Origin of the sequence: Streptomyces sp. NPDC096311 (genome assembly GCF_044763085.1) — a bacterium.
GTDB lineage: Bacteria > Actinomycetota > Actinomycetes > Streptomycetales > Streptomycetaceae > Streptomyces.
The window spans coordinates 1-19,936 of record NZ_JBIWFN010000047.1; the positions used below are offsets into that span (position 1 = coordinate 1).

Genomic DNA, 19,936 nt, shown 5'->3' on the forward strand with positions numbered 1-19,936 from the left:
CGGCACCTGCACCACCTGCCACCGCCCCCTGCCCAGAACATCCCCCACCAGCCAGAACCTCAGAGCCAGAGCAACCTAACGGAGTCCTACTAGTGGCTTGTCACGCGGCCTTGGCCGGGTAATCGACCCGCTGCTCATCGGCCAGCAGACTGTCTCCAAGATCTGTTCTTGGAGGTGGTCGTGGGACGTCGACCGAGTGTGTTCGTCCGGCAGGTGACCATTGAGGAGGGCCGGAAGCTGCAGCGGATCAGCCGGACCGCGAAGGACCCGGTGAAACTCCGCCGGGCGATCGTGGTGCCGATGTCCGCCCAGGGCCAGACGGTCAACGACATCACTAGGCTGATGCAGGTCGGCGGGGATTACGTCCGCGACGTCGTCCACGCCTTCAACGAGCGGGGGTTCGACGCGCTGGACCCAAAATGAAGCGGGGGACGCCCCAAGACGATCAGTGACGACGTGCGCGAGCACATCTGCCTGATCGCCCGGACGTCCCCCGCGGACTGGAAGATCACATCATTCTCCACCTGGAGCCTGAGCAAGCTCGCCGAGCACCTGGTCAAGCAGAAGGTGACCGAGGCCATCAGCCGGGAGACCCTGCGCCGGATCCTGCGGGCCGGCAAGGTTTCCTGGAAGACCACCACCACGTGGAAGGCGTCCACCGACCCCGAGTTCATCGCTAAGATGCACCGAGTCCTGGCGCTATACGACACCCCGCCGACGGATGGACGGGTGATATGCGTCGATGAGTTCGGCCCGCTGAACCTGATGCCCCGTAAGGGCAAGGCATGGGGCCCGGTACGCCGTCCACGCCGACTGCGAGCCACCTACAACCGGTACGGCGGTGTGATGCACATGCTCGCAGCCCTCGACCTGGCCACCGGGAAGATCTACTACCGCATCCGCAAGCGCAAGCGGTGGCACGAGTTTCTCGGCCTGCTCAGGAGCCTGCGGGCCCGCTGGCCAGGCGAAAAGCTGTATGTCGTGCTGGACAACTTCTCCCCGCACAAGCACGCCGACGTCCGCACCTGGGCCGCAGACAACGACATCGAACTGGTCTTCCTGCCGACCTACGGACCCTGGCTGAACTGGATCGAGGCCGAGTTCGCGGCCCTGCTCTACTTCGCACTCAACGGCACCGACCACCGCACCCACGCAGAGCAGAACAGGGCCATCGCCGCCTACATCCGCTGGCGCAACACCCGCGCCGAACCAAAGACGGCCTTCGCCCCCGAATCACCGATCCGTAAGTGGAGCAATTACCCAGCCAAAGCTGCCTGATTCATCGCTGCTGCCATCGTCGCGTCGCCCGCGCCTCGCGCGGGTAAATCGGAGAGACGCGGCTCGGCGCAATGACCGCGATTGCGCCGAGGGCCACAGCCAACGGAATCTCCGCGATGACCGCAAAGATCAAAGCGGTATACCAGTCAGTTCCAGCAAGAGCGGTCATCACGTCAAACCAGGCGTCGACGGCGAACAGTGTGGCAGCGGCCGAAGCGACCGGAGCCACGAAGACCGGTCGGGTGCGCAGCAGGACGGCTGTCGCGAGCAGCCCTAGCACTTCCAGCACGTCGAGTCCGATCCAGGAACTGGACCAGTTCCGTACCTCGGCATGGCCTCGTGAGGCAGTTCCCATCTCGAAGATCCAGATGACGAGAACCGCGGCGAGCGCTACGAACGCACGGCACAACTGACGCGAGGATTTCTCACTGAACATCCGAGGCCGGCCCTTCGATCCCGAGTCCGATCGCCCGAGTGTCCCTCTCCTCGACTCTGGCTGTCCTCATCCCATGAGACGGCGCTGACCTCAGAGGAATTCAGGGATCTCCCTGACGGCTGCTCAGGGTCGGTGAAGCCTCACCGCCACGACCATGCGTCGCGGCTGATCAGTTATCCCGGCCAACAATCCGAGCCGAGCCACTAGTTCGTGCAGGCGGCCCGGCGCGCGGTGGCCGCGGGCCTGGACGGCGTCGAGATCCACGCGGCGGGCGGCTTCCTGCTCCATCAGTTCCTCGCCGACAACGCCAACACGCGCACCGACCCGTGGGGTGCAACCCCGGAGGGGCATGCCCGTCTCACCTCCCTGGTGGTGCGCGCCGCCGCCGAGGCGATCGGGGCGAACCGCGTCGGCCTGCGCATCTCGCCCCGCGACACCTACGGCGACGTACAGGAACCGCTTGCACACCGCACCTACCCCGCGCCGCTGCGGAACTTGGCACCCCATCCCATCGGTTACCTGCATCTCACCGAGAGCGGCGACCGTGAACTCGATGAGCGGATACGCGAGTTGCGGCCGACCGCGCTCCTGGTGACGCCGCGTGCGGCCGACCCCGCCGACACCACCAAGGAGCGCGCGGCCGGGGCATGGCTGCGGCGCGGCGCCGATCTGGTCGCCTTCGGCCGGGGCTTCATCGCCAACCCGGACCCCGTCACCCGCCTGCGCACCGGGGCCGGCCTCAACTCCCTTGTGGACACCGGCCTGTACGGCGGTGATCACCGCGGCTACACCGACTACCCGGCGCTCGACGACATCGCAGCGGACGCACGCCCGCATACGCGGTAGCCGACGGCGAGGGCCGCGAACCAGACGCACGTACCACTCGACGACCGTGAAGAACGCCGCCACCGCCATCGAAGCACGCGGCAGTCCGTTCCCGGGGCCGATATGCCACTGGTCAAGGTCACCTGTCGACCGTAACATCGATCCGATGTCAACATCGAATCGATGCGGATGGGGGATGATGGGGGACATGCTGGAACTCTCGATACTCGGTTTCCTCGCCGAAGGTCCCCTGCCGGGCCACGAACTGCGCCGCCGCGTCTCCCAGCTGACCGGCTACATCCGCCCGGTCAGTGACGGCAGCCTCTACCCGGCCATCAACCGTCTCTCCAAGGCCGGCCTCCTGGCACGGCGGGCCGACCCGGGCGCGGGCTCCGCCCGCTACGTACTCAGCCTCACCGAGGCCGGACGCGCCGAGATGCTGGAGCGTCTGCGCAAGCCCGCCGACCACGAGATCACCGACCAGACGCGGTTCGCCACGGTCCTGTCGTTCCTCTCCCTTCTCCCCGACATCGCCGAACAGCACGCGGTGCTGCGCCGACGTCTCGCGTTCCTGGAGACACCGGCGAGCTTCTTCTACGACGACGACCGACCCCTGCGCGCCGAGGAGGTTGCCGACCCCTACCGGCGCGGCCTGCTCCTCACCGCCCGCGCCACCAGCCGCGCCGAACGCGCCTGGCTCCGCGAAGTCCTCGGCGAAAACCCGTCCGACAACCTCTGAAAGACACCGGAGGCACCTTCATGCTCGCATCCTGGTACGACGAACAGGGCCCCGCCGCCGACGTCCTGCACGTCGGTGAACTGCCCGACCCCCGGCCCGGCCCCGGCGAGGTCCGCGTCCGCGTGACCGTCTCCGGCGTCAATCCCGGCGACACCAAGAAGCGGCACGGCTGGCTCGGCTCGTCGATGCCGTACCCCCGCGTGATCCCGCACAGCGACGCCGCCGGGGTCGTCGACGCCGTCGGGGACGGGGTCGGCGCCTACCGGATCGGGCAGCGGGTGTGGGTGTACGGCGCCCAGTCCTACCGGGCCTTCGGCACCGCCGCCCAGTACACCGTCGTACCCGACGGCCAGGCCGTCGCCCTGCCCGACCACCTCGGCGACGAACTCGGCGCGAGTCTCGGCATCCCCGGCATCACCGCGCACCGCGCCGTGTTCGCCGACGGGCCGGTCGACGGCAGGCTCGTGCTGGTGCACGGGGTGCTCGGCGGCGTCGGCTCACTGGCAGCCCAGCTCGCACACTGGGGCGGCGCCACCGTCATCGGCACCGTGCGCCGCGGCGGCGATCTGGACCGCATCGACCCGGCCGTCGTCTCCCACGCCGTCGCGCTGGACGCCGACGACCCGGCGTCGGCGATCCGCGCGTACGCACCCGACGGCGTGCACCACATCATCGAGGTGTCCCTGTCGGCCAACGCCGACCTCGACAACACCGTCGCCGCACTCGACGCCGTCATCGCCGCCTACGGAACCCACGACGACCGCACCGAACTCCCCTTCTGGCCCCTGCTGTTCAACAACGTCACCCTCCGTCTGCTCGGCAGCGACGACTTCCCCGTCAAGGCCAAACAGCAGGCCGCCCGGGATCTGACCGCCGCTGCCGTCGTCGGCGCCCTCACCGTGGACATCGGTGACCGCTACGGGCTCGAGGACATCGCCAAGGCCCACGAGCGGGTCGATGCGGGCGGGCGCGGACGGGTGCTGGTGACCATCCCCGGCTGAGCGGCCGCGTCGCCGATCCGTCGCGCTTCGAGCGTGCTTCGAGGATGAGAGGCGTTAGTACCGCGGTACTAACCGCGGTACTCGGATTCGGTCCCGCAGGAGGCAGGAGCGGCGGAAACCCGCCCCTAGCTTGAGATCGAGGGTCGATCTTGCCCTTGCTCACGTACCGATCTCTTCTCCTGGTGGGAGTAACCCGTGGCCACCTTCCTCTATCGACTGGGACGGCTCGCCTTCCGGCGACGACGCATCGTCCTGATGTTCTGGATCGCCATCCTGGCCGCCGTCGGCATCGGCGCCATGAGTTCCACCGGCTCCACCTCGGACAGTTTCACGCTGCCCGGCACCCAGTCCCAGAAAGCCATCGACCTGCTGGGGAAGGAATTCCCCCAGGCCGCCGCCGACGGCGCCGACGCTCGGGTGGTGATCGAAGCCCCGGGCGGGCAGAAGCTGACCTCCGCCGCCAACAAGACCGTGGTCGAGTCCATGGTCGCGAAGCTCAAGAAGTCACCGCAGGTGTCGAGTGTCTCCGACCCCTTCACCAGCGGTCAGATCAGCAAGTCCGGCAGCATCGGCTACGCCGGGGTGACATACAAGGTCGCCCAGGCCGACGTCAGTGACGCCGCCCATGCCGTCCAGGACGAGGTCGTCGCCGAGGGCAAGAAGACCGGCCTCACAGTGAACCTGGGCGGTGACGCCGTCAAGGAGAAGGCGGCCAGCAAGGCGGCCGAGCTGATCGGTCTCGCCGTCGCCGCCGTCGTCCTGATGATCACCTTCGGCTCGCTGATCGCCGGCGGACTCCCTCTGCTGACCGCGATCCTCGGCGTGGGTGCGGCGATCCTGTCGATCACCGTCGCCACCCAGTTCTTCGACATCTCCGCGCAGTCCTCCACCCTGGCGCTGATGCTGGGCCTGGCTGTCGCCATCGACTACGCCCTGTTCATCGTCTCCCGCTACCGCAACGAGATCCGCGACGGCCACGACCCGGAAGAGGCCGCCGGACGGGCCCTGGGCACCGCCGGCTCGGCGGTCGTCTTCGCGGGCCTGACCGTGGTCATCGCACTGGCGGGCCTGAGCGTCATCGGCATCCAGATGCTCACCTCCATGGGCCTGGCCTCCGCCTTCGCGGTCGCCGTCGCCGTGGTGATCGCACTGACCCTGCTGCCCGCCCTGCTCGGCTTCGCCGGTATGCGGGTCATGAAGGGCAAGCTGCAGACCCGCCGTATGAAGGCGCTGGAGCGCGGCGAGGGCGACTCGATGGGCGTGCGCTGGGCGACGTTCGTCACCCGCAACCCGGTCAAGGTTCTGGTCACCTCGGTGATCGGCCTGGGGCTGCTGGCCATCCCCGCCATGTCGCTGCGCCTGACGCTGCCCGACGACTCCATGAAGCCCCCGCACAGCACCCAGCGCCTCGCCTACGACACCCTCACCAAGGGCTTCGGGCCCGGCTTCAACGGCCCGCTGACCGTCGTGGTGGACGCCCGCCAGAGCGATGACCCCAAGGCCGCCGCCGCCAACGCCACCGCGCTGATCGGCAAGCTGGACGACGTCGCCTCGGTGCGCGGCGCGGCGTTCAACCAGGCCGGCGACGTCGCCATCATCGGTGTCGTGCCCAAGAGCTCACCGACCAGCCAGGCCACCAAGGACCTGGTCGGCAACATCCGCGACCAGAGCGCCGCCCTGCACAGCGACACGAACGCCGCCCTGATGGTCACCGGCACCACCGCCGTCAACATCGATGTCTCCACCAAGCTCGCCCAGGCCCTCATCCCCTACCTCGCCATCGTCGTCGGCCTGGCCCTGATCCTGCTGCTGCTGGTCTTCCGCTCCATCCTGATCCCGCTGAAGGCGACGCTCGGCTTCCTGCTGACCATCGCCTCCACCCTCGGCGTCCTGGTCGCCGTCTTCCAGTGGGGCTGGCTCGCGAACGTCTTCGGCGTCGACCAGACCGCGCCCATCGTCAGCGTCCTGCCCATCCTGCTGATCGGTGTCGTCTTCGGCCTTGCCATGGACTACGAGGTCTTCCTCGTCACCCGGATGCGGGAGGAGTACGTCCACGGAGCCGAACCCACCCAGGCCATCGTCAGGGGCTTCCAATACAGTGGCCGGGTGGTCACCGCCGCCGCGGTCATTATGATCTCCGTGTTCTCCGGATTCCTCCTCGACGACGCGGCGCTGATCAAGTCGGTCGGCCTCGGCCTCGGCGCAGCGGTGTTCTTCGACGCCTTCGTGGTCCGCATGACCATCGTCCCGGCCGTCATGGCCCTGCTCGGCCACCGTGCCTGGGCCCTGCCCAAGTGGCTCGACCGGATCATGCCCAACGTGGACGTCGAGGGCGAGAAGCTGCGCCAGTCGCTGGACACCGACAGGATGAGCACCGCACCTGAACCCGTCGCACCGGTGCTCGCGGGCGTGACCGCCGGGGCCCACGCGGGCTCGGACCACCACAGTGCCCCACGCGTCCTCACCAACGGCTCCGGCTCCGACGGCACGGACACGCCCATGGACACAGCTGCCATCACGTCGGCGCTTCCCCGGCGCCACCGCGGCAGGACTCCGGGGCTCTCCGGGCTCAAGCAGCGCCGCGTACGCGACCGCGATTCCGAGGCCCCGGCCGATACGGAGACGCCGACCCCTCACACACGGACCCAGGACAAAATACAAGGGCTGTCCAAGCTCAAGCAGCGTCTGGCACGCAACGGCGACTCCGCCGCGCCCGCCGACACGACCGAGTCGACGACAACGGCGGTGAGCAAGCCACGGAAGAAGCTGTTCCGCAAGAGCTGACGGGAACGAGCCGCAGCGACAACTGCGGCAAGCGACCCGATCGCCGACGGACCGGCCGACTCCCACCGGCCGACTCCCCAGCCCCGCCCGCCGGTCCACTCCCCCCGGGACCGGCGGGCGGCCCCCGACCCGCGAAGGACCGCCGTGACCGCACCGAGCGCACCCGCTCAGGCCCCCGACCCGGACGAGCGCCGGCTCCTGGACACCCTGACCAGCGATTCCGAACAGCGCGTGATCGTCTCGGTCATCACCCGGCTGGCCGCGTTGCGGCGCGCCGACCGGGCCCACCCCAAGGTCCGGCACTGGGGAGTTCCGGCCTTCTGCGCCGCGCTCGGCGTCAACTCCTACCTCAACCCCTACAACACCGGCGACGTCCCGGCGCAGCTGGCACTCATCGTCGCCTTCACCGTCCCGCTCCTGTGGCGGGAGCGCCGGCCCATGCTGGTCTTCGCCCTCACCACCCTCGCCTCCCTGGCGGCCCTCCCCCTAGGGGTGCTGACCGGCGCCGAGTCCGCACGCGTCGTGGCTCTCTTCAACGTCGGCCGTCTCTGCACCCCGCGCCAACTGGCCCTCGCCATCGGTGTCACCATCGTGCAGCTCGGGGGATGGGCAACCGTGTTCTGGACGGGCGGCCAGCTGGAGCACGCCACCCGGCCGGAGGTCGTGACCCTGATGGCGATGACCGCCATGGCGGCGTTCGCCGCGCTGGGGCTGCTCACCCGGATCGCCAGCGCCTACATCGACGCCCTGAGGAAGGAACGCGACCAGCAGGCCCGCCTCGCCACCGCGCAGGAACGAGCTCGCGTCTCCCGCGAGATGCACGACATCCTCGGCCACACCCTGGCCGTCATCGTCGGCCTCGCCGACGGCGCCGCCGCTCTGGCCACCACCAAGCCCGAACGAAGCGCCCAGACACTCCGCATCATCAGCGACAGCGGCCGTGACGCCCTGGCCGAACTGCGCCGCCTGCTCGCCGTCATCGGCGGCGACGGCGACGACGGCGAAGGCGGCGACAAGGACCGGCCGAACGACACACGGCTCGCCCCCCAGCCCGGCCTGGCCGACCTCGACACCCTGGTGGACCGCGTACGTGCCGCCGGTCCCACCGCCACCCTGGACACCCGCGGCAACCTCAGCGGCCTGCCCCCGGGTCTCCAGCTCTCCGTCTACCGCATCATCCAGGAGGCTCTGACCAACGCCGTCAAATACGCCGCCGCCGACACCTCGATCCGCGTGTCCCTCACCGCGGCCCCGGACGCGGTCAACATCACCGTCGAGGACACCGGCCCGCCCCGTACCCCGCGAACCGGCCGCGCGCGTACCGGCAGCGGCCGTGGCCTGGTCGGCATGCGCGAACGCGCCGCCCTCTACCAGGGCAACGTCACCACAGGCCCCAACGACCACGGCGGCTGGACCGTCCACGCCCTCCTCGTCCCCACCCCGCCCGCCCACTCCAACTCCCCGGAGAAGCGCCCGTCATGACCACCGTCCTCATCGTCGACGACCAGGCCCTGCAACGCATGGGCTTCAGCATGCTCTTCGAGGCCCAGTCCGACATCACCGTCGTCGGCGAGGCCACCAACGGCAGCGAGGCGGTCCGCGCGACCGCCGAGCTACGGCCCGACGTCGTCCTGATGGACGTACGCATGCCCGGCATGGACGGCATCGAGGCCACCCGCCGCATCGTGGAGTCCGGCGGCCGCTCCCGCATCCTCGTCCTGACCACCTTCGACCTCGACGAGTACGCCTATGAAGCCCTGCGCGCCGGAGCCAGCGGCTTCCTGCTCAAGGACGCCCAGCCAGACGAACTCGTCACCGGTGTCCGCGCGGTGGCGGCCGGAGACGCCGTCATCTCCCCGGGCCTCACCCGCAAACTCATCGACACCTTCGGCGACCGTCTGCCCGGCCACTCCCCGCAGCAGCAACGCCGACTCGCCGATCTCACCGGGCGCGAGCGCGAGGTCCTCACCGCCATGGCCTCCGGCTGGACCAACGCCGAGATCGCCGAACACCTCCACCTCGCCGAATCCACCGTCAAGTCCCACATCGGCCGCATCCTCACCAAGATCGATGCCCGCGACCGCGTCCAGGCGGTGATCTTCGCCTACGACACCGGACTCGTCAGACCGGCATGACCCGCGCCGCCGGACCACTGGCCCGAGCCGTCTGACGGCCACACCATCTCCCCGAGCCGTCATCCGTGTTCACCGACACGTCCCCGAGCCGACTCGCCTCGGCACCGCTCAGGGCACCACCGCACCCCCTCGCGTGGACGCCCGCACCGCAGTTGAGCATCCGCGACGAAGAACAGGACACAGCAATGGGACCGTTGACACGAACCGGCATGGGTGTGGCCCTGGCATGCGGGGTACTGGTCACCGCCGTCAGCATCGGACATGAATCCGACAGCAGCGACCACGAGGAGCCGCCCAAGGGGCCCTACGTCGCCCTCGGCGACTCCTACACCTCGGGCCCCAAGATCCCTCCACAGACCGGCGATCCGGCCGGCTGCGACCGCTCCGGCCGCAACTACCCGGCCCTCGTCGCCAAGGAACTGGGCCTCAAGACGGCCGACTTCCGCGACGTCAGCTGCAGTGGCGCCACCCTCACCGACCTCGCCAGCCCCCAGTCCACCGACAACGGCACCAACCCGGCCCAACTCTCCGCACTGTCCGCCACGACGAAGCTGGTCACTCTCGGGATAGGCGGCAACGACATCGGCTTCAGCTCGATGATCACCAAGTGCGTCACCACCGGTGTGCTCTTCAAGATGGCCGACAACGTCGCGGACATCTCCGACAAGGCACCCTGCGCGCAGAGGTACTCCTCCGGCGGGACCGACAAGGTGGCGCGGAAGATCAGCACCACGGGGGCCCGCCTCACCCGAGCACTGAACGAGATCAAGCGCCGGGCGCCCGAAGCCCGGGTCTACGTCGTCGGCTACCCGGCGATCCTGCCGGCCCGCAAGGACGCCGACTGCTCCGACGAGATACCGCTGGCGCCCGGCGACATGACGTTCCTCCACCAAAAGGAGCAGCAGCTCAACACCATGCTCCGCGAACGGGCGAGCGCCGCCGGAGCAACCTACGTCGACACGTTCGCCCCGTCCATCGGCCGTGACGCCTGTTCCCCGGCGAGCACCCGTTGGATCGAGCCGCTCAGGCCCAGCAGTCCGGCAGCCGTCGTCCACCCCAACGAACGAGGCGAACGGGGCATGGCCACCGCCGTCGTGAGCGTCCTCAAGGGCTGAGGACGCCACGACCGCGTGCACCGAAGGAGACACCGGCAGGCCGTCATCTCCTGTAACCCCGGGCGCCCGTCAAGCGGAGCGCGCGCCCGGTCCGCGCCGCCACCGTGGGGACGGGCAGGCAGGCGCGAGTGAAGGACCCGGCCACGCCCCGGCCCCCACCGGGATCCGCGGCCGGGTCGTCGCCCGGCCCACCTCGACGCGCGCTGTCGGCGAGGCAATGCCTCTCCTGCCCGCTTGGAGAACGCCCGCATGACCACCGTATTCATCGTCAACGACCACGCGCTGCAGCGCGTCGCCCTGCGCCTGTTGCTGGCAGCCCAGCCCGACCTCACGATCGTGGGCGAGGCCGCCCACGGTCCCGAGGCAGTCCAAGCAGCCGCCGAGATCCACCCCGAGGTCGTCCTCATGGACATGGAGTCACACCATGAAGAAGCCATCCGGACCCTGCGCCGCATCGCCCGACCCGACAGCCACCCGGACACCACCGGCACCGACCGGACGAGAAGATGCCCACCGCGGGTTCTGGCCCTGATCCCCCTCGACCTCGACGAGTGCGCCTACGCCGTCCTGCGCGCCGGCGCCGGAGGCTACCTCCTCAAGAACGCGCTCCCCGACGAACTGATGGCCTCCCTCCGCATCGTGGCTGACGGAAACGCGGTCATCTCACCGCGGCTGACGCGCGAACTCGTCAACGCGGTCCGCCATCAGGCTCCCGAGCGCACCCCCGGCGGGAACGGACGGCTGGCCCTCCTCACCGAGCGGGAACGCGAGGTCCTCGCGGCCCTCGCCTCGGGCTGGAGCAACAGGGAGATCGCCGAAGGACTGTCCATCGCCCCGACCACCGTCAAGACCCACATCAGCAACATCCTGACCAAGATCGGTGCCCGCGCCCGTGTCCAGGCCGTCGTGTTCGCCTACGAGACCGGCCTGGTCAGACCTCCGTGGCTGCAACGCCAACCGCAGGACGCGGGCTTCACTGCGCAACCCCGCCCCTTCCTCCCGTGAGAGGCGACCGATCAGGCCACGTTCCGCGGGCATCACGGGATCCGCCAAGAGGAGGATGTCGATCCATTTCCAACGCGGTTACAGTGACCGAGGTCTGCGTGACATACCCCCACACCCCACTACGGGAGCACGAACGTCTTCGGGGTGATCGCGGTGACCAACGCCATGCTCCCGCTGCTGCGACGGTCACCGGCGCCACGCCTCGTCAACGTCAGTAGCGCCGCCGGGTCGTTGACCATCACGAGCGACCCGGACGGCCCGTTGGCGGCTCTGCCGACGTCGGCCGCGTACACGCTCTCCAAGGCCGCGCTGAACGCACCGACCGTGCAGTACGCCAATGAACTGCGCAAGAACGGCCTCCTCCTCAACGCCGCCGACCCCGGCTACGTCGACACGGAGATCAACAACCACAGCGGGTGCCTCACGGTCGCGCAGGGCGCCGCAGTCTTGGTACGCCTGGCCATGCTCGGCGCAGGCGGGCCGACCAGTGGGTTCTTCAACAAGGACGGCCCTGCGCCCTGGTGATGGTGACCGCCGAGCTGTTGTCTCCGCGGCGAATTCGCCCAACAGGCAACCAGGTCCCGTCCGCAGACGCCACAGCACACCGTCGATCACCTGTCGGTGGCTCCGTAGGCAGCTATGAACATGTCCAGCAGTCCGTCGATCGCGACCTCGTCGATGGGGCGGGTCGACAGCAGGCTGCGGTAGTAAAGAGCGCCGCACAGCACCTCGGTGGCGAATTCCAGGTTCGCTGCTGCGGTCAGTTCACCGGTGTGCTGGGCGCGCGTGATCCGATCGAGGGTGCTCCGCTCGACGGTGGCCAGGAATCGTTCGTGCAGGGTCGCCCGCAGCGTGGAATCAGCCTGCGCCTCCGCGATAACTGCGCGGTAGATGGGGCCGATCGGCGGGCTGGAGAGGGCGAAGCCCGAACGTAGGAACTGTTCGCGCAGATCGCTTCGGACGTCCCCGGTGTCACTCACTGACGGCGTCGAGGCGCCAGGCTGAGCACCGCAGGCGTCGAGTTCCCCCCTGACTAGGCCGTGTCTGGCAAGGGGCGCCGCCCGCTCGGAGGACGCCGGGCGGGATTCGGGCGTGATTCGGGCGCGATCAGTCAGGCACGGCCTGTCCCTTCGCTCCGGTCGGCAGCACGGCACGGGCGATGCCGGTGAGGTTGCCCTGCAGGATGAGGATCTCGCTTCGGTTCGATCCGTTGAGATCGGCCGCGTAGACGTTCCCAGCGAGGTCGGTCACGTACATGCGGCCGTCGTCCGGATCGAGGGCGAGGCCGATCCCTTCCATGAGGTGGGTCACCAAGATCTCGGGTGTCCGCTGCCCTTCCGGCGCGTCCACCGGCGAGCGGTTCACACTGTTGCCCCGCGGCGGGTCGCCGCGATCCGTCCAGTACAGCATGCGCTGCGTGAGGTCGAGCTCCAGGTCGATCGGCTCGGGCAGCTCGTCGAACAGCACCTCGATGTCGCCGCGTTCGGCCGCACTTTCCCCAGCGGGCGGGTCGATTCCGGCTCGCAGGATCTTCCCGAGTCCCGCGTCGCTCGGGCCCTTCTGTGTCCAGTAGAGGTGTCCGCCGACCGGGTCGACGGCGACTCCCACGCACCACTTGGTCTCGTCGCGGCGGTCGTCCTCTCCCTGCCCCGTCTGTACGAGGGTCTCGACGTTGTGGCCGTCGAGGTCACAGCGCATCACGCGCATGCCTTCGCGATCACCCCAGTACAGCTTCCGGCCGGCGGCCTCCAACTGGAGTTGCTTCGGCGTATGCGTGCCACCGCTCGGGACGATCGTCGTCCGGTTGCCTCCGTCCAGGTCCACGCGTTCGATCGAGCCGTCGTTCTCCGGCGGACGGCCCATGTTCGTCCAGTAGAGGTGCCCGGCCGTGACATCGACGGCGACCCCGTCGGGGATCCGGCATCCGGTGACGATGACCTTCTTGTCGGAGCCGTCGGGGTTCACGGAGAACAGGCGACCGCCGCTGCTGGCCTCGAGCACGAACAGTCTTTCCTGGGGCCGCGTCACGACTCCTCCTTCGCCGGGCGACCCGCTGCGGCGCTCCCCCTGCCGAGCGGGTCGTGCTCGGCCCGCACGGCCAGCAGGGCGGACAGCATCGCGTCGCGCCGGGCGGCCAGTTCATCGACCGAGTCGCCGTGCGCCTCCTGCAGGACGCCGCCCACGATCTTCTCCTTGAGCTCGGGCGTGAACTCGGGGGTGCCCAGGTCCTGCCAGGACACCACCATCCGCGGCATAAGAGTGTCCATGAAGTGCTGAATGCCGCCCTCTCCTCCGCCGAGATGCCACAGCAGATGGGGACCCATGACGCCCCATCTGAGCCCCGGCCCCCAGGACACCGCGTCGTCGGAGTCCGCCACGTCGAGCACTCCCTCCTGGACCAGATACACGACCTCTCGGTACAACGCGGCCTGGATACGGTTGGCGACGTGCCCAGGAAGCTCCTTCTTGAGGTGAATCGGTTTCTTGCCGATCGCGGCGTAGAACGACATGACGGCCCGGATCGTCTCCGGAGCGGTCTTCGTCCCGCCCACGACCTCGACCAGGGGAACGACGTGCGGCGGATTGAAGGGATGGCCGATGACGGTCCGCTCCGGACGCCGGCATTCGGCCTGGATGACGCTCATCGTGATGCCCGAGGAACTCGACGCGATGATCGCGTCCGGTGGCGTGGCGTCGTCGATGTCGGCGAACAGTTTCACCTTGAGTTCCGGACGCTCCGGCGCGTTCTCCTGTACGAAATCGGCGTCCGCGACGGCTTGACGCATGTCCGTGGTGAAGCTCAGGCGATCGGGCGTCGCTTCGGGCGCGAGGCCGATCGACGCTGCCGTGTCCCATGCCGCCTCCACATACGACCGCAGGGCCGTCTCCGCGGTGGGGGCGGGGTCCGTCGCCGTGACGTCGAAGCCTCGGACGAGGTAGTGCGTCGCCCAGCTCGCGCCGATCGTGCCGGTGCCGACGATCGCTACGCGGTGGACGGGCTTGTGTGCGTTCATGGCTGGTTCACTGCTCCCGAAAGTCGGACACGGGCTGCGGGGGAAAAGCGGCTGAGGTGGCCGGCATCGGCGGCCGCGCCTGGTGGGGCACATTTCTCAGCGAACGCCCGTGCCCCTTCCCGCACGTCCTGGTCGGCGGCCGACCCGCTCGCGAGCTCGCCCTGGTGTCTGAACACTTCGCTCGCCTTTGGGCCCTGCGTTTCGCGCAGGACCTCCTTGACGGCTACCTTCGGACGCGTTCAGGGGCTCACCCGTGAGCCGTACGCGCGGCGACGTGGAGCGGACCTGGGCGCCGGGGCCTGACCAGCTCGCCCTCTGCCATCACGGGACCACGTATGACCTCGGCCCACGACTGCCGCGGCGCTCGTCGAGTACCACGCCGGACGCGTCGGGCGCCGCGCTCATCGCGCCCCCTCCGCTTCCGCGGGGCCGGGAATCGCTCCCTCGGCGCGCAGTTCGGCAATCTCCGCGGGGCTGAATCCCAGCTCGGCGAGGACCTCGTCGTTGTGCTCGCCCAGGTCTGGTGCCCGCTTCGCCGCGACCTTCGCAACGCCTCGCAGGTTGACCGGGCTGTTGACGGTGTACTCCAGCCCGCTGACCCCTTCCAGCGGTACGACGATGTCGTTCGCGCGCAGCTGCGGATCCCGCGCGGCCTCCTCCGGTGTCTGGATGAGGCTGTAAGTGACGCGTTCCCGGGTCAGGGCTTCCTTCCAGTGGGCGAAGGGCCGCGAGCGGAACTCGGCGTCGAGCAGCTCGGTCAGCGCGGTGGAGTTCTTGACGAAGCCCTCGATGTCCGCGAAACGGGGATCCTCGAGCAGCTCGGGGTGCCCGATGGCCCGGGTCAGTCCCGGCCAGTGCGGAGCTGAGGTGACGAGCATGAACCACTCGCCGTCCGCGGTCCGGTAGGGGTTGATCAGCGGGTTCGCCGGCGCCTTCCGGTCGTGCAGCTCGAACGGGGTGCCGTCGGCGAGCGCTCCGGCCACGAGCGTTCCCGTGGCCCAGACCCCCTCGGCGAGCAGTGACGTCCCGACGCTGGCCCCTTGTCCCGTCCGCTCGCGACGGTAGAGGGCCGTCACGATCGCCGCGTAGATCCCGATCGCCGACATGTAGTCGCCGCTGCCCCAGACCGGGACCGTCGGCGGGGCCCCCGCGTCCCGGGTGGAGGCCAGCAGCCCGCTGCGCGACCAGTAGGCGGTCAGGTCGAAGCCCGGCAGCCCGGCATCGGGACCGGCGTCCCCGAAGCCCGTGATGTCGGCGTAGACGACCCGCGGGTTCCAGCCCGCGACCTCGTCGTAGCCGAGGTGCAGCTTCTCGCGCGTGCCGTGCGGGAAGTTGGTGATCACCACGTCGGCCCACTCGACGAGGCATTTGAGAATTTTGGTGGCCGCGTGTGCCTTCAGGTCGATGACCATGCCCCGCTTGTTGCGGTTGGCGAGGTGCCAGCTGTAGTTGGCCCGTGCCTGGGGGCTGGGCGGCACGGAACTGAGCCTCCGCTGGGGGTCGCCCTTTCCCGGTGGCTCGATCTTGATGACGTCCGCTCCGAAGTCGGAGAGCACAGTGGCCGCGGCCGGTCCCGCGATGAAGCTCGACGCGTCGAGGACCTTCAGGCCGGTGAAGACGGATTCGGTGGTCATCGTCGTCACCTCACGAAGGCGCTCAGGCCGTCGGTGACGGCGCGTCCGACGATGAGGGTCTGGATCTCCCGCGTGCCCTCGTACGAGTAGATGGCCTCGGCGTCGGCGACGAAGCGGCCGACCTTGTAGTCGAGGAGGATGCCGTTGCCTGCCAGCAGTTCCCGCGCCCACCCCACGCTCTCGCGTATCCGCACGGTGCAGTAGGCCTTCGCCAAGGCGGACTGTTCATCGCGGAAAACCCCGGCGTCCTGCAACTGGGCCAGGCGCGTCATCATCCCGCACGAGGCCGTGGCGTTGCCGAGCATCTTCACGAGCAGGTCCTGCACGAGCTGGAAGCCGCCGATCGGGCGCCCGAACTGCTCGCGCTCCTTCGCGTACTGCAGGGCGATCTCGTAGGCGGCGAACATCACTCCCACCGCCTGCCACGCGACACCGCTGCGCGTCTGGCGCAGGATCTTGGCGGTGTCCTTGAACGAGTTCGCGTTCTGCAGCCGGTTGGCCTCCGGAACACGGCAGCCGTCAAGCACGATGTCGGCGTTCTGCACGATCCGCAGCGCCATCTTGTTCTCGATCTTCGTCGCGGTGAACCCGGGGGTGTCCTTCTCCACGACGAAGCCCAACACATGACGGGTCTCGACATCGCGGGCCCAGACGACCACCAGGTCGGCGAACGTCGCGTTTCCGATCCACCGCTTCGCGCCGTCGAGGATCCATTCGTCGCCGTCACGGCGCGCGGTCGTCTGCAGCCCCCCGGCCACGTCGGAGCCGCCGTGCGGCTCGGTCAGCCCGAAGGCGCCGATCTTCTCGAAGCGGCTCATCTCCGGCAGCCACCGACGTTTCTGTTCGTCGGAGCCGCAGGTCACGATGGTGCCCATGGCCAGACCCGTGTGCACGCCCACGAACGTGGCCACGGACGCGTCGACATGCGCCAACTCCAGCGCGAGGAAGCCCGCGAGGAGGTTGCTCGGCTTGGATTCCGGGGAGTCCGGGTCGGCCCAGTCCATCAGACCGAGCCCCCCGAAGCCCCTGATCAGCTGGAAGGGGAACTCGGCCCGGGCCCAGTGGTCGTCGACGATGGGTGCGACCTGCGTGCGGAGGAATTCGCGGACGGACTCGAGTTTCTCCCGCTCCCCGCCCGACAGCAGGTCCTCGTAGGCGTAGAAGTCGGCGGGCAGCAGCCCCTTGTCCAGACAGGGACCGGACGGTGTCGGCAAGGTCGTTGTGCCAGTCATTGCAATCTCCCTCAAGCGCTGTGGGGCGTCACCCGGAGATCCACGCCCGTCAGCGCTCTCCGCTCCTGGCGTTTCGGTTCTCCGGCGCGATTAAACGCGGATCCCGGGCCGGCCCCCCGGACCCGCGCCGCGCACGAGTGCCGTTGTCGCCACGGACCACTCCAGTGGCCCGTCCCCATCCGGTGGGGGAGAGATGAGGCAGCACTGCGAGGTGCCCGAGAGAGACCAGGACCGCGAAGTGCCCGAGAGGGACGCGGCCAAGCCCGCGGGTGAGCGGGAGGTCACCGGGTACTGGAGGCCGTCCACACCCTGACCAGGCGCCGCATACGGGATCCAGCGCATCGAGTGCGCTGGATCCTGGTCTCCTCCACCGCCGTCGCGGCGGGTCAACGCAGGGTCGCTACAGGCGTCTGGCCCGGGCCAGGGAGGAGACGGACAAGCTCGGCGGTGCGGCGGCCGGTCGCCGTGGCAGACCTGAGAGAAGGTCAGGGCCCAAGGATTGAGCCTTCGGCCGGTTGACGGAGACGCGCCCGCGATGTCAGGGCTGGGACGGATCGAACCGCGCGGTCTCGTCGGGGTCGGGCACCGACAGAAGATGCTCAGCGCCGCCTTCGAGCGTCTTCGCCATCTCGGCCGAGCGCGGGAGCATCGACTTCTCGTAGCGGTGTACCGCGTCGTCGATGGTGGAGGAGTGGACGAGCGCGAGCGCGAGTTCGCTGGCGTCGAGCATGGCGAGGTTGACGCCGACGCCGAGTGGTGGCATGAGGTGTGCGGCATCTCCCAGGAGTGTCACGCTGGGCGAGCGCTCCCATGTGTGCGGCACCGGCAGGGCGAAGAGCGGACGATCGACGTAGGGGCCGTCGTTGTCGGTGATCATCCGGAGTGTCTGCGGTGACCAGGCCGCGTACTCGCTCAACAGGTGCGCGCGGATGCCCTCGGTGTCCTCGGGGCGAAGGCCGTTCTTCGTGATCCAGTGCACAGGGACGCGCTGCATGATGTAGACGCGCATGTGGCTGCCGCTGTTGCGCTGTGCGAAGAGGCCGCGCTCACCGTCGGCGACGTGGGCGCTGCCCTTCCCGACCAGTTCGGAAAGCTCGGGGTGCGCGGTCTCCATGTCGTCGAACCATGCCTCGAGGAAGCTGACCCCGGTGTAGCGCGGTGTCGCGGGCGACAGGGCAGTGCGGACGCGGGAGGAGGCGCCGTCCGCACCGATCACGAGATCCGCTTCGACGGCCGTCCCGTCGGTGAATGTCAGCGTTCGCGGCCCGTCGGCCGGTCCGCTCACTGATTCGAGCGTGCGTCCCCACTGAACCGTCCCGGCAGCGAGTGAGCCCAACAGGAGATGGCGAAGCTGTCCTCGGTCGATCTCGGGGCTGACCGTTTCGCCCTCGTCCGGCACATGGTGGGTAAGGACGCGCCCCGCAGGGTCTATGCGGCGCATCTCCTGGCTCTCGAGCCTGGCGAGCGCGAAGAACTCCTCCAGTAGGCCCGCTTCGCGGAGCGCGAGTTGGCCGTCTTCCTTGTGCAGGTCGAGTGAGCCTCCCTGGTTGCGGGAGTTCACGTCTGTTTCGCGGTCGTACACCGTCACCGGAATGCCGTGCTGCTGCAGGATGCGTGCGCACGTGAGGCCTCCCGGACCGGCGCCGATGATGCTGATCCGCGCGTTTGCGGGCATCGGAGAGTCCACGGTGGATTCCTTTCGTCGGTGGGGTTCCCGGCGGCGCGGCGGTGACCGGTGCCGCGACCCGGTCGGGATGCGGCAACCCCTACGGAGACCACCAAAGCAGAAACGAGTCCGTAAGTGCAACCGTTCCAGTTTCTGCCTCATTCCAGTTATGAGGTACAGTGACGTCATGCCCGACTCTCCGACCGTGGGCCGCCGCGAGCGCAAGAAGGCCGCAACGAGGCAGGCCATTGCCGACGCTGCCCTGGACCTCTTCCTGGAACACGGCTTCGAACAAGCGAGCGTCCGCGACATCGCCGAACGAGCCGACGTATCGACGACGACCCTCTTCGCGCACTTCCCGAGCAAGGAGGCGCTGGTCTTCGACCGCGAGGAGGAAGTCGAGGCAGAGCTGACCGCCGCCGTCCGTGAACGGCCCAAGGACCAGAACGTGGTCGAGGCGCTCCGCGCCCACGCGCTGAAGTCCTGGGTGCCGATCGCGTCGGATCCACGTCTGCATCAACTCACCGCGCTGGTGGACCAGACGCCCGCGCTCCGCGAGTACGCGGAGCGTATGTGGATGCGGCACGCGGGCACCCTCAGCGCCGTCATCGCGGAGGAACTCGGCCGCGAAACGGATGATCTCGCATGCTCGGCACTCGCACGGTTCGTCCTGGAAGTCCCGACCTTGGCCAAGGGCCGACACGATCCACGCCCGACCGTGGAGACGGTGTTCGACCTACTGATCCACGGGTGGCAGTCACAGCACGATTCCGGGGATGCCATCACAGGCTCTTGCAAGAGCTGACACATCGAGCTGGATCGACCCTGAAAGCTCCTGGAACCGTTGTTGCCGCACCGCTGCTGCCGCAGCGTGAGCGGCGTCGGCTGCGGGAGTGGAACGGGGTCGGCGTGTGGCGGCGACCGCTCGAGGTCCTGCTCGCTGAGCTGCACGCGACTTCGTGGTGACGGCGATGTCTGCATCTCCCCGCCATGAGGCATGTGCGCGACGATGCGCCGGGCCGCGACCCTCACCGGGCCCGGCCACGGCGAAGGCCGTCGCGGTCATCTCCGA

General features: G+C 68.9%; 17 protein-coding genes and 2 pseudogenes. 12 read left to right on the top strand and 7 right to left on the bottom strand.

The features are described 5' to 3' along the window. The first annotated feature begins 180 nt into the window (after positions 1-180). Entirely contained in the window at positions 181-423 is a 243-nt protein-coding gene (locus ACIRA5_RS52435; protein ID WP_403705473.1) for a helix-turn-helix domain-containing protein, read from the top strand. A 33-nt stretch (positions 424-456) separates the two neighbouring features. Continuing rightward, a complete protein-coding gene (locus ACIRA5_RS52440) occupies positions 457-1,278 on the top strand; it encodes an IS630 family transposase (RefSeq protein ID WP_403705476.1) in 822 nt (273 codons plus the stop codon). Position 1,279: 1 nt separating this feature from the next. Here the strand turns inward: ACIRA5_RS52440 and ACIRA5_RS52445 are convergent, their stop codons facing one another. Then, complete coding sequence (locus ACIRA5_RS52445) at positions 1,280-1,714, bottom strand: hypothetical protein (protein ID WP_403705479.1); 435 nt, start codon at positions 1,712-1,714, stop codon at positions 1,280-1,282. Positions 1,715-1,924: 210 nt separating this feature from the next. Here ACIRA5_RS52445 and ACIRA5_RS52450 point away from each other — a divergent pair, with 210 nt between their 5' ends. The 9 genes and pseudogenes from ACIRA5_RS52450 to ACIRA5_RS52490 all read left to right on the top strand — a co-directional run. Continuing rightward, entirely contained in the window at positions 1,925-2,560 is a 636-nt protein-coding gene (locus tag ACIRA5_RS52450) for a hypothetical protein (protein ID WP_403705482.1), read from the top strand. A gap of 187 nt (positions 2,561-2,747) precedes the next feature. After that, complete coding sequence (locus ACIRA5_RS52455) at positions 2,748-3,278, top strand: PadR family transcriptional regulator (RefSeq protein ID WP_403705484.1); 531 nt, start codon at positions 2,748-2,750, stop codon at positions 3,276-3,278. Between the two features lie 20 nt (positions 3,279-3,298). After that, positions 3,299-4,279, top strand: a complete 981-nt coding sequence (locus tag ACIRA5_RS52460; protein WP_403705487.1) for an NADPH:quinone reductase — start codon at positions 3,299-3,301, stop codon at positions 4,277-4,279. Between the two features lie 195 nt (positions 4,280-4,474). Beyond that, positions 4,475-6,667: pseudogene (locus ACIRA5_RS52465) on the top strand (MMPL family transporter); the annotation flags it as partial. A gap of 540 nt (positions 6,668-7,207) precedes the next feature. Further along, positions 7,208-8,545, top strand: coding sequence for a sensor histidine kinase (locus tag ACIRA5_RS52470; protein WP_403705490.1), 1,338 nt, complete (start codon positions 7,208-7,210; stop codon positions 8,543-8,545). After that, positions 8,542-9,198, top strand: a complete 657-nt coding sequence (locus tag ACIRA5_RS52475; protein ID WP_403705493.1) for a response regulator — start codon at positions 8,542-8,544, stop codon at positions 9,196-9,198. The genes ACIRA5_RS52470 and ACIRA5_RS52475 overlap by 4 nt, the downstream gene beginning before the upstream one ends. Positions 9,199-9,407: 209 nt before the next feature. Next, a complete protein-coding gene (locus ACIRA5_RS52480) occupies positions 9,408-10,313 on the top strand; it encodes an SGNH/GDSL hydrolase family protein (protein WP_403705495.1) in 906 nt (301 codons plus the stop codon). 249 nt (positions 10,314-10,562) lie between these two features. Beyond that, the gene (locus ACIRA5_RS52485) at positions 10,563-11,318 is read left to right on the top strand and encodes a LuxR C-terminal-related transcriptional regulator (RefSeq protein ID WP_403705498.1); all 756 of its coding nucleotides are present in this window, start codon (positions 10,563-10,565) and stop codon (positions 11,316-11,318) included. Between the two features lie 138 nt (positions 11,319-11,456). Next, a pseudogene (locus ACIRA5_RS52490) lies at positions 11,457-11,843 on the top strand (SDR family NAD(P)-dependent oxidoreductase); the annotation flags it as partial. Between the two features lie 86 nt (positions 11,844-11,929). On the opposite strand, the gene ACIRA5_RS52495 reads toward ACIRA5_RS52490, so the two are convergent. From ACIRA5_RS52495 to ACIRA5_RS52520, 6 genes are all read right to left on the bottom strand, one after another. Continuing rightward, positions 11,930-12,298, bottom strand: coding sequence for a TetR-like C-terminal domain-containing protein (locus tag ACIRA5_RS52495; protein ID WP_403705500.1), 369 nt, complete (start codon positions 12,296-12,298; stop codon positions 11,930-11,932). Between the two features lie 127 nt (positions 12,299-12,425). Further along, entirely contained in the window at positions 12,426-13,346 is a 921-nt protein-coding gene (locus ACIRA5_RS52500; protein WP_403705502.1) for a YncE family protein, read from the bottom strand. Beyond that, a complete protein-coding gene (locus tag ACIRA5_RS52505) occupies positions 13,343-14,332 on the bottom strand; it encodes a 3-hydroxyacyl-CoA dehydrogenase NAD-binding domain-containing protein (RefSeq protein ID WP_403705505.1) in 990 nt (329 codons plus the stop codon). Before ACIRA5_RS52505 ends, ACIRA5_RS52500 begins: the two co-directional genes overlap by 4 nt. A gap of 401 nt (positions 14,333-14,733) precedes the next feature. Then, a complete protein-coding gene (locus ACIRA5_RS52510; RefSeq protein WP_403705508.1) occupies positions 14,734-15,966 on the bottom strand; it encodes a CaiB/BaiF CoA transferase family protein in 1,233 nt (410 codons plus the stop codon). A 5-nt stretch (positions 15,967-15,971) separates the two neighbouring features. Beyond that, positions 15,972-17,198 (bottom strand): acyl-CoA dehydrogenase family protein, encoded by a 1,227-nt coding sequence (locus ACIRA5_RS52515; protein WP_403705511.1) that lies wholly within the window; start codon positions 17,196-17,198, stop codon positions 15,972-15,974. A gap of 538 nt (positions 17,199-17,736) precedes the next feature. Beyond that, on the bottom strand, positions 17,737-18,885 hold the full coding sequence (locus ACIRA5_RS52520; protein WP_403705513.1) for an FAD-dependent oxidoreductase: 1,149 nt from the start codon (positions 18,883-18,885) through the stop codon (positions 17,737-17,739). Between the two features lie 166 nt (positions 18,886-19,051). Here ACIRA5_RS52520 and ACIRA5_RS52525 point away from each other — a divergent pair, with 166 nt between their 5' ends. Further along, positions 19,052-19,669 carry a TetR/AcrR family transcriptional regulator gene (locus ACIRA5_RS52525; RefSeq protein ID WP_403705516.1) on the top strand — a complete coding sequence of 206 codons (618 nt, stop codon included), beginning with the start codon at positions 19,052-19,054 and terminating at the stop codon, positions 19,667-19,669. The last annotated feature ends 267 nt before the right edge of the window (positions 19,670-19,936 follow it).

What these genes read in the sequence shown, in the direction of transcription:
- ACIRA5_RS52445 (WP_403705479.1), bottom strand. Translation starts at nt 1,714, where the DNA reads ATGTTCAGTGAGAAATCCTCGCGTCAGTTGTGCCGTGCGTTCGTAGCG.
- ACIRA5_RS52455 (WP_403705484.1), top strand. Translation starts at nt 2,748, where the DNA reads ATGCTGGAACTCTCGATACTCGGTTTCCTCGCCGAAGGTCCCCTGCCG.
- ACIRA5_RS52460 (WP_403705487.1), top strand. Translation starts at nt 3,299, where the DNA reads ATGCTCGCATCCTGGTACGACGAACAGGGCCCCGCCGCCGACGTCCTG.
- ACIRA5_RS52475 (WP_403705493.1), top strand. Translation starts at nt 8,542, where the DNA reads ATGACCACCGTCCTCATCGTCGACGACCAGGCCCTGCAACGCATGGGC.
- ACIRA5_RS52480 (WP_403705495.1), top strand. Translation starts at nt 9,408, where the DNA reads ATGGGTGTGGCCCTGGCATGCGGGGTACTGGTCACCGCCGTCAGCATC.
- ACIRA5_RS52485 (WP_403705498.1), top strand. Translation starts at nt 10,563, where the DNA reads ATGACCACCGTATTCATCGTCAACGACCACGCGCTGCAGCGCGTCGCC.
- ACIRA5_RS52505 (WP_403705505.1), bottom strand. Translation starts at nt 14,332, where the DNA reads ATGAACGCACACAAGCCCGTCCACCGCGTAGCGATCGTCGGCACCGGC.
- ACIRA5_RS52510 (WP_403705508.1), bottom strand. Translation starts at nt 15,966, where the DNA reads ATGACCACCGAATCCGTCTTCACCGGCCTGAAGGTCCTCGACGCGTCG.
- ACIRA5_RS52515 (WP_403705511.1), bottom strand. Translation starts at nt 17,198, where the DNA reads ATGACTGGCACAACGACCTTGCCGACACCGTCCGGTCCCTGTCTGGAC.
- ACIRA5_RS52525 (WP_403705516.1), top strand. Translation starts at nt 19,052, where the DNA reads ATGCCCGACTCTCCGACCGTGGGCCGCCGCGAGCGCAAGAAGGCCGCA.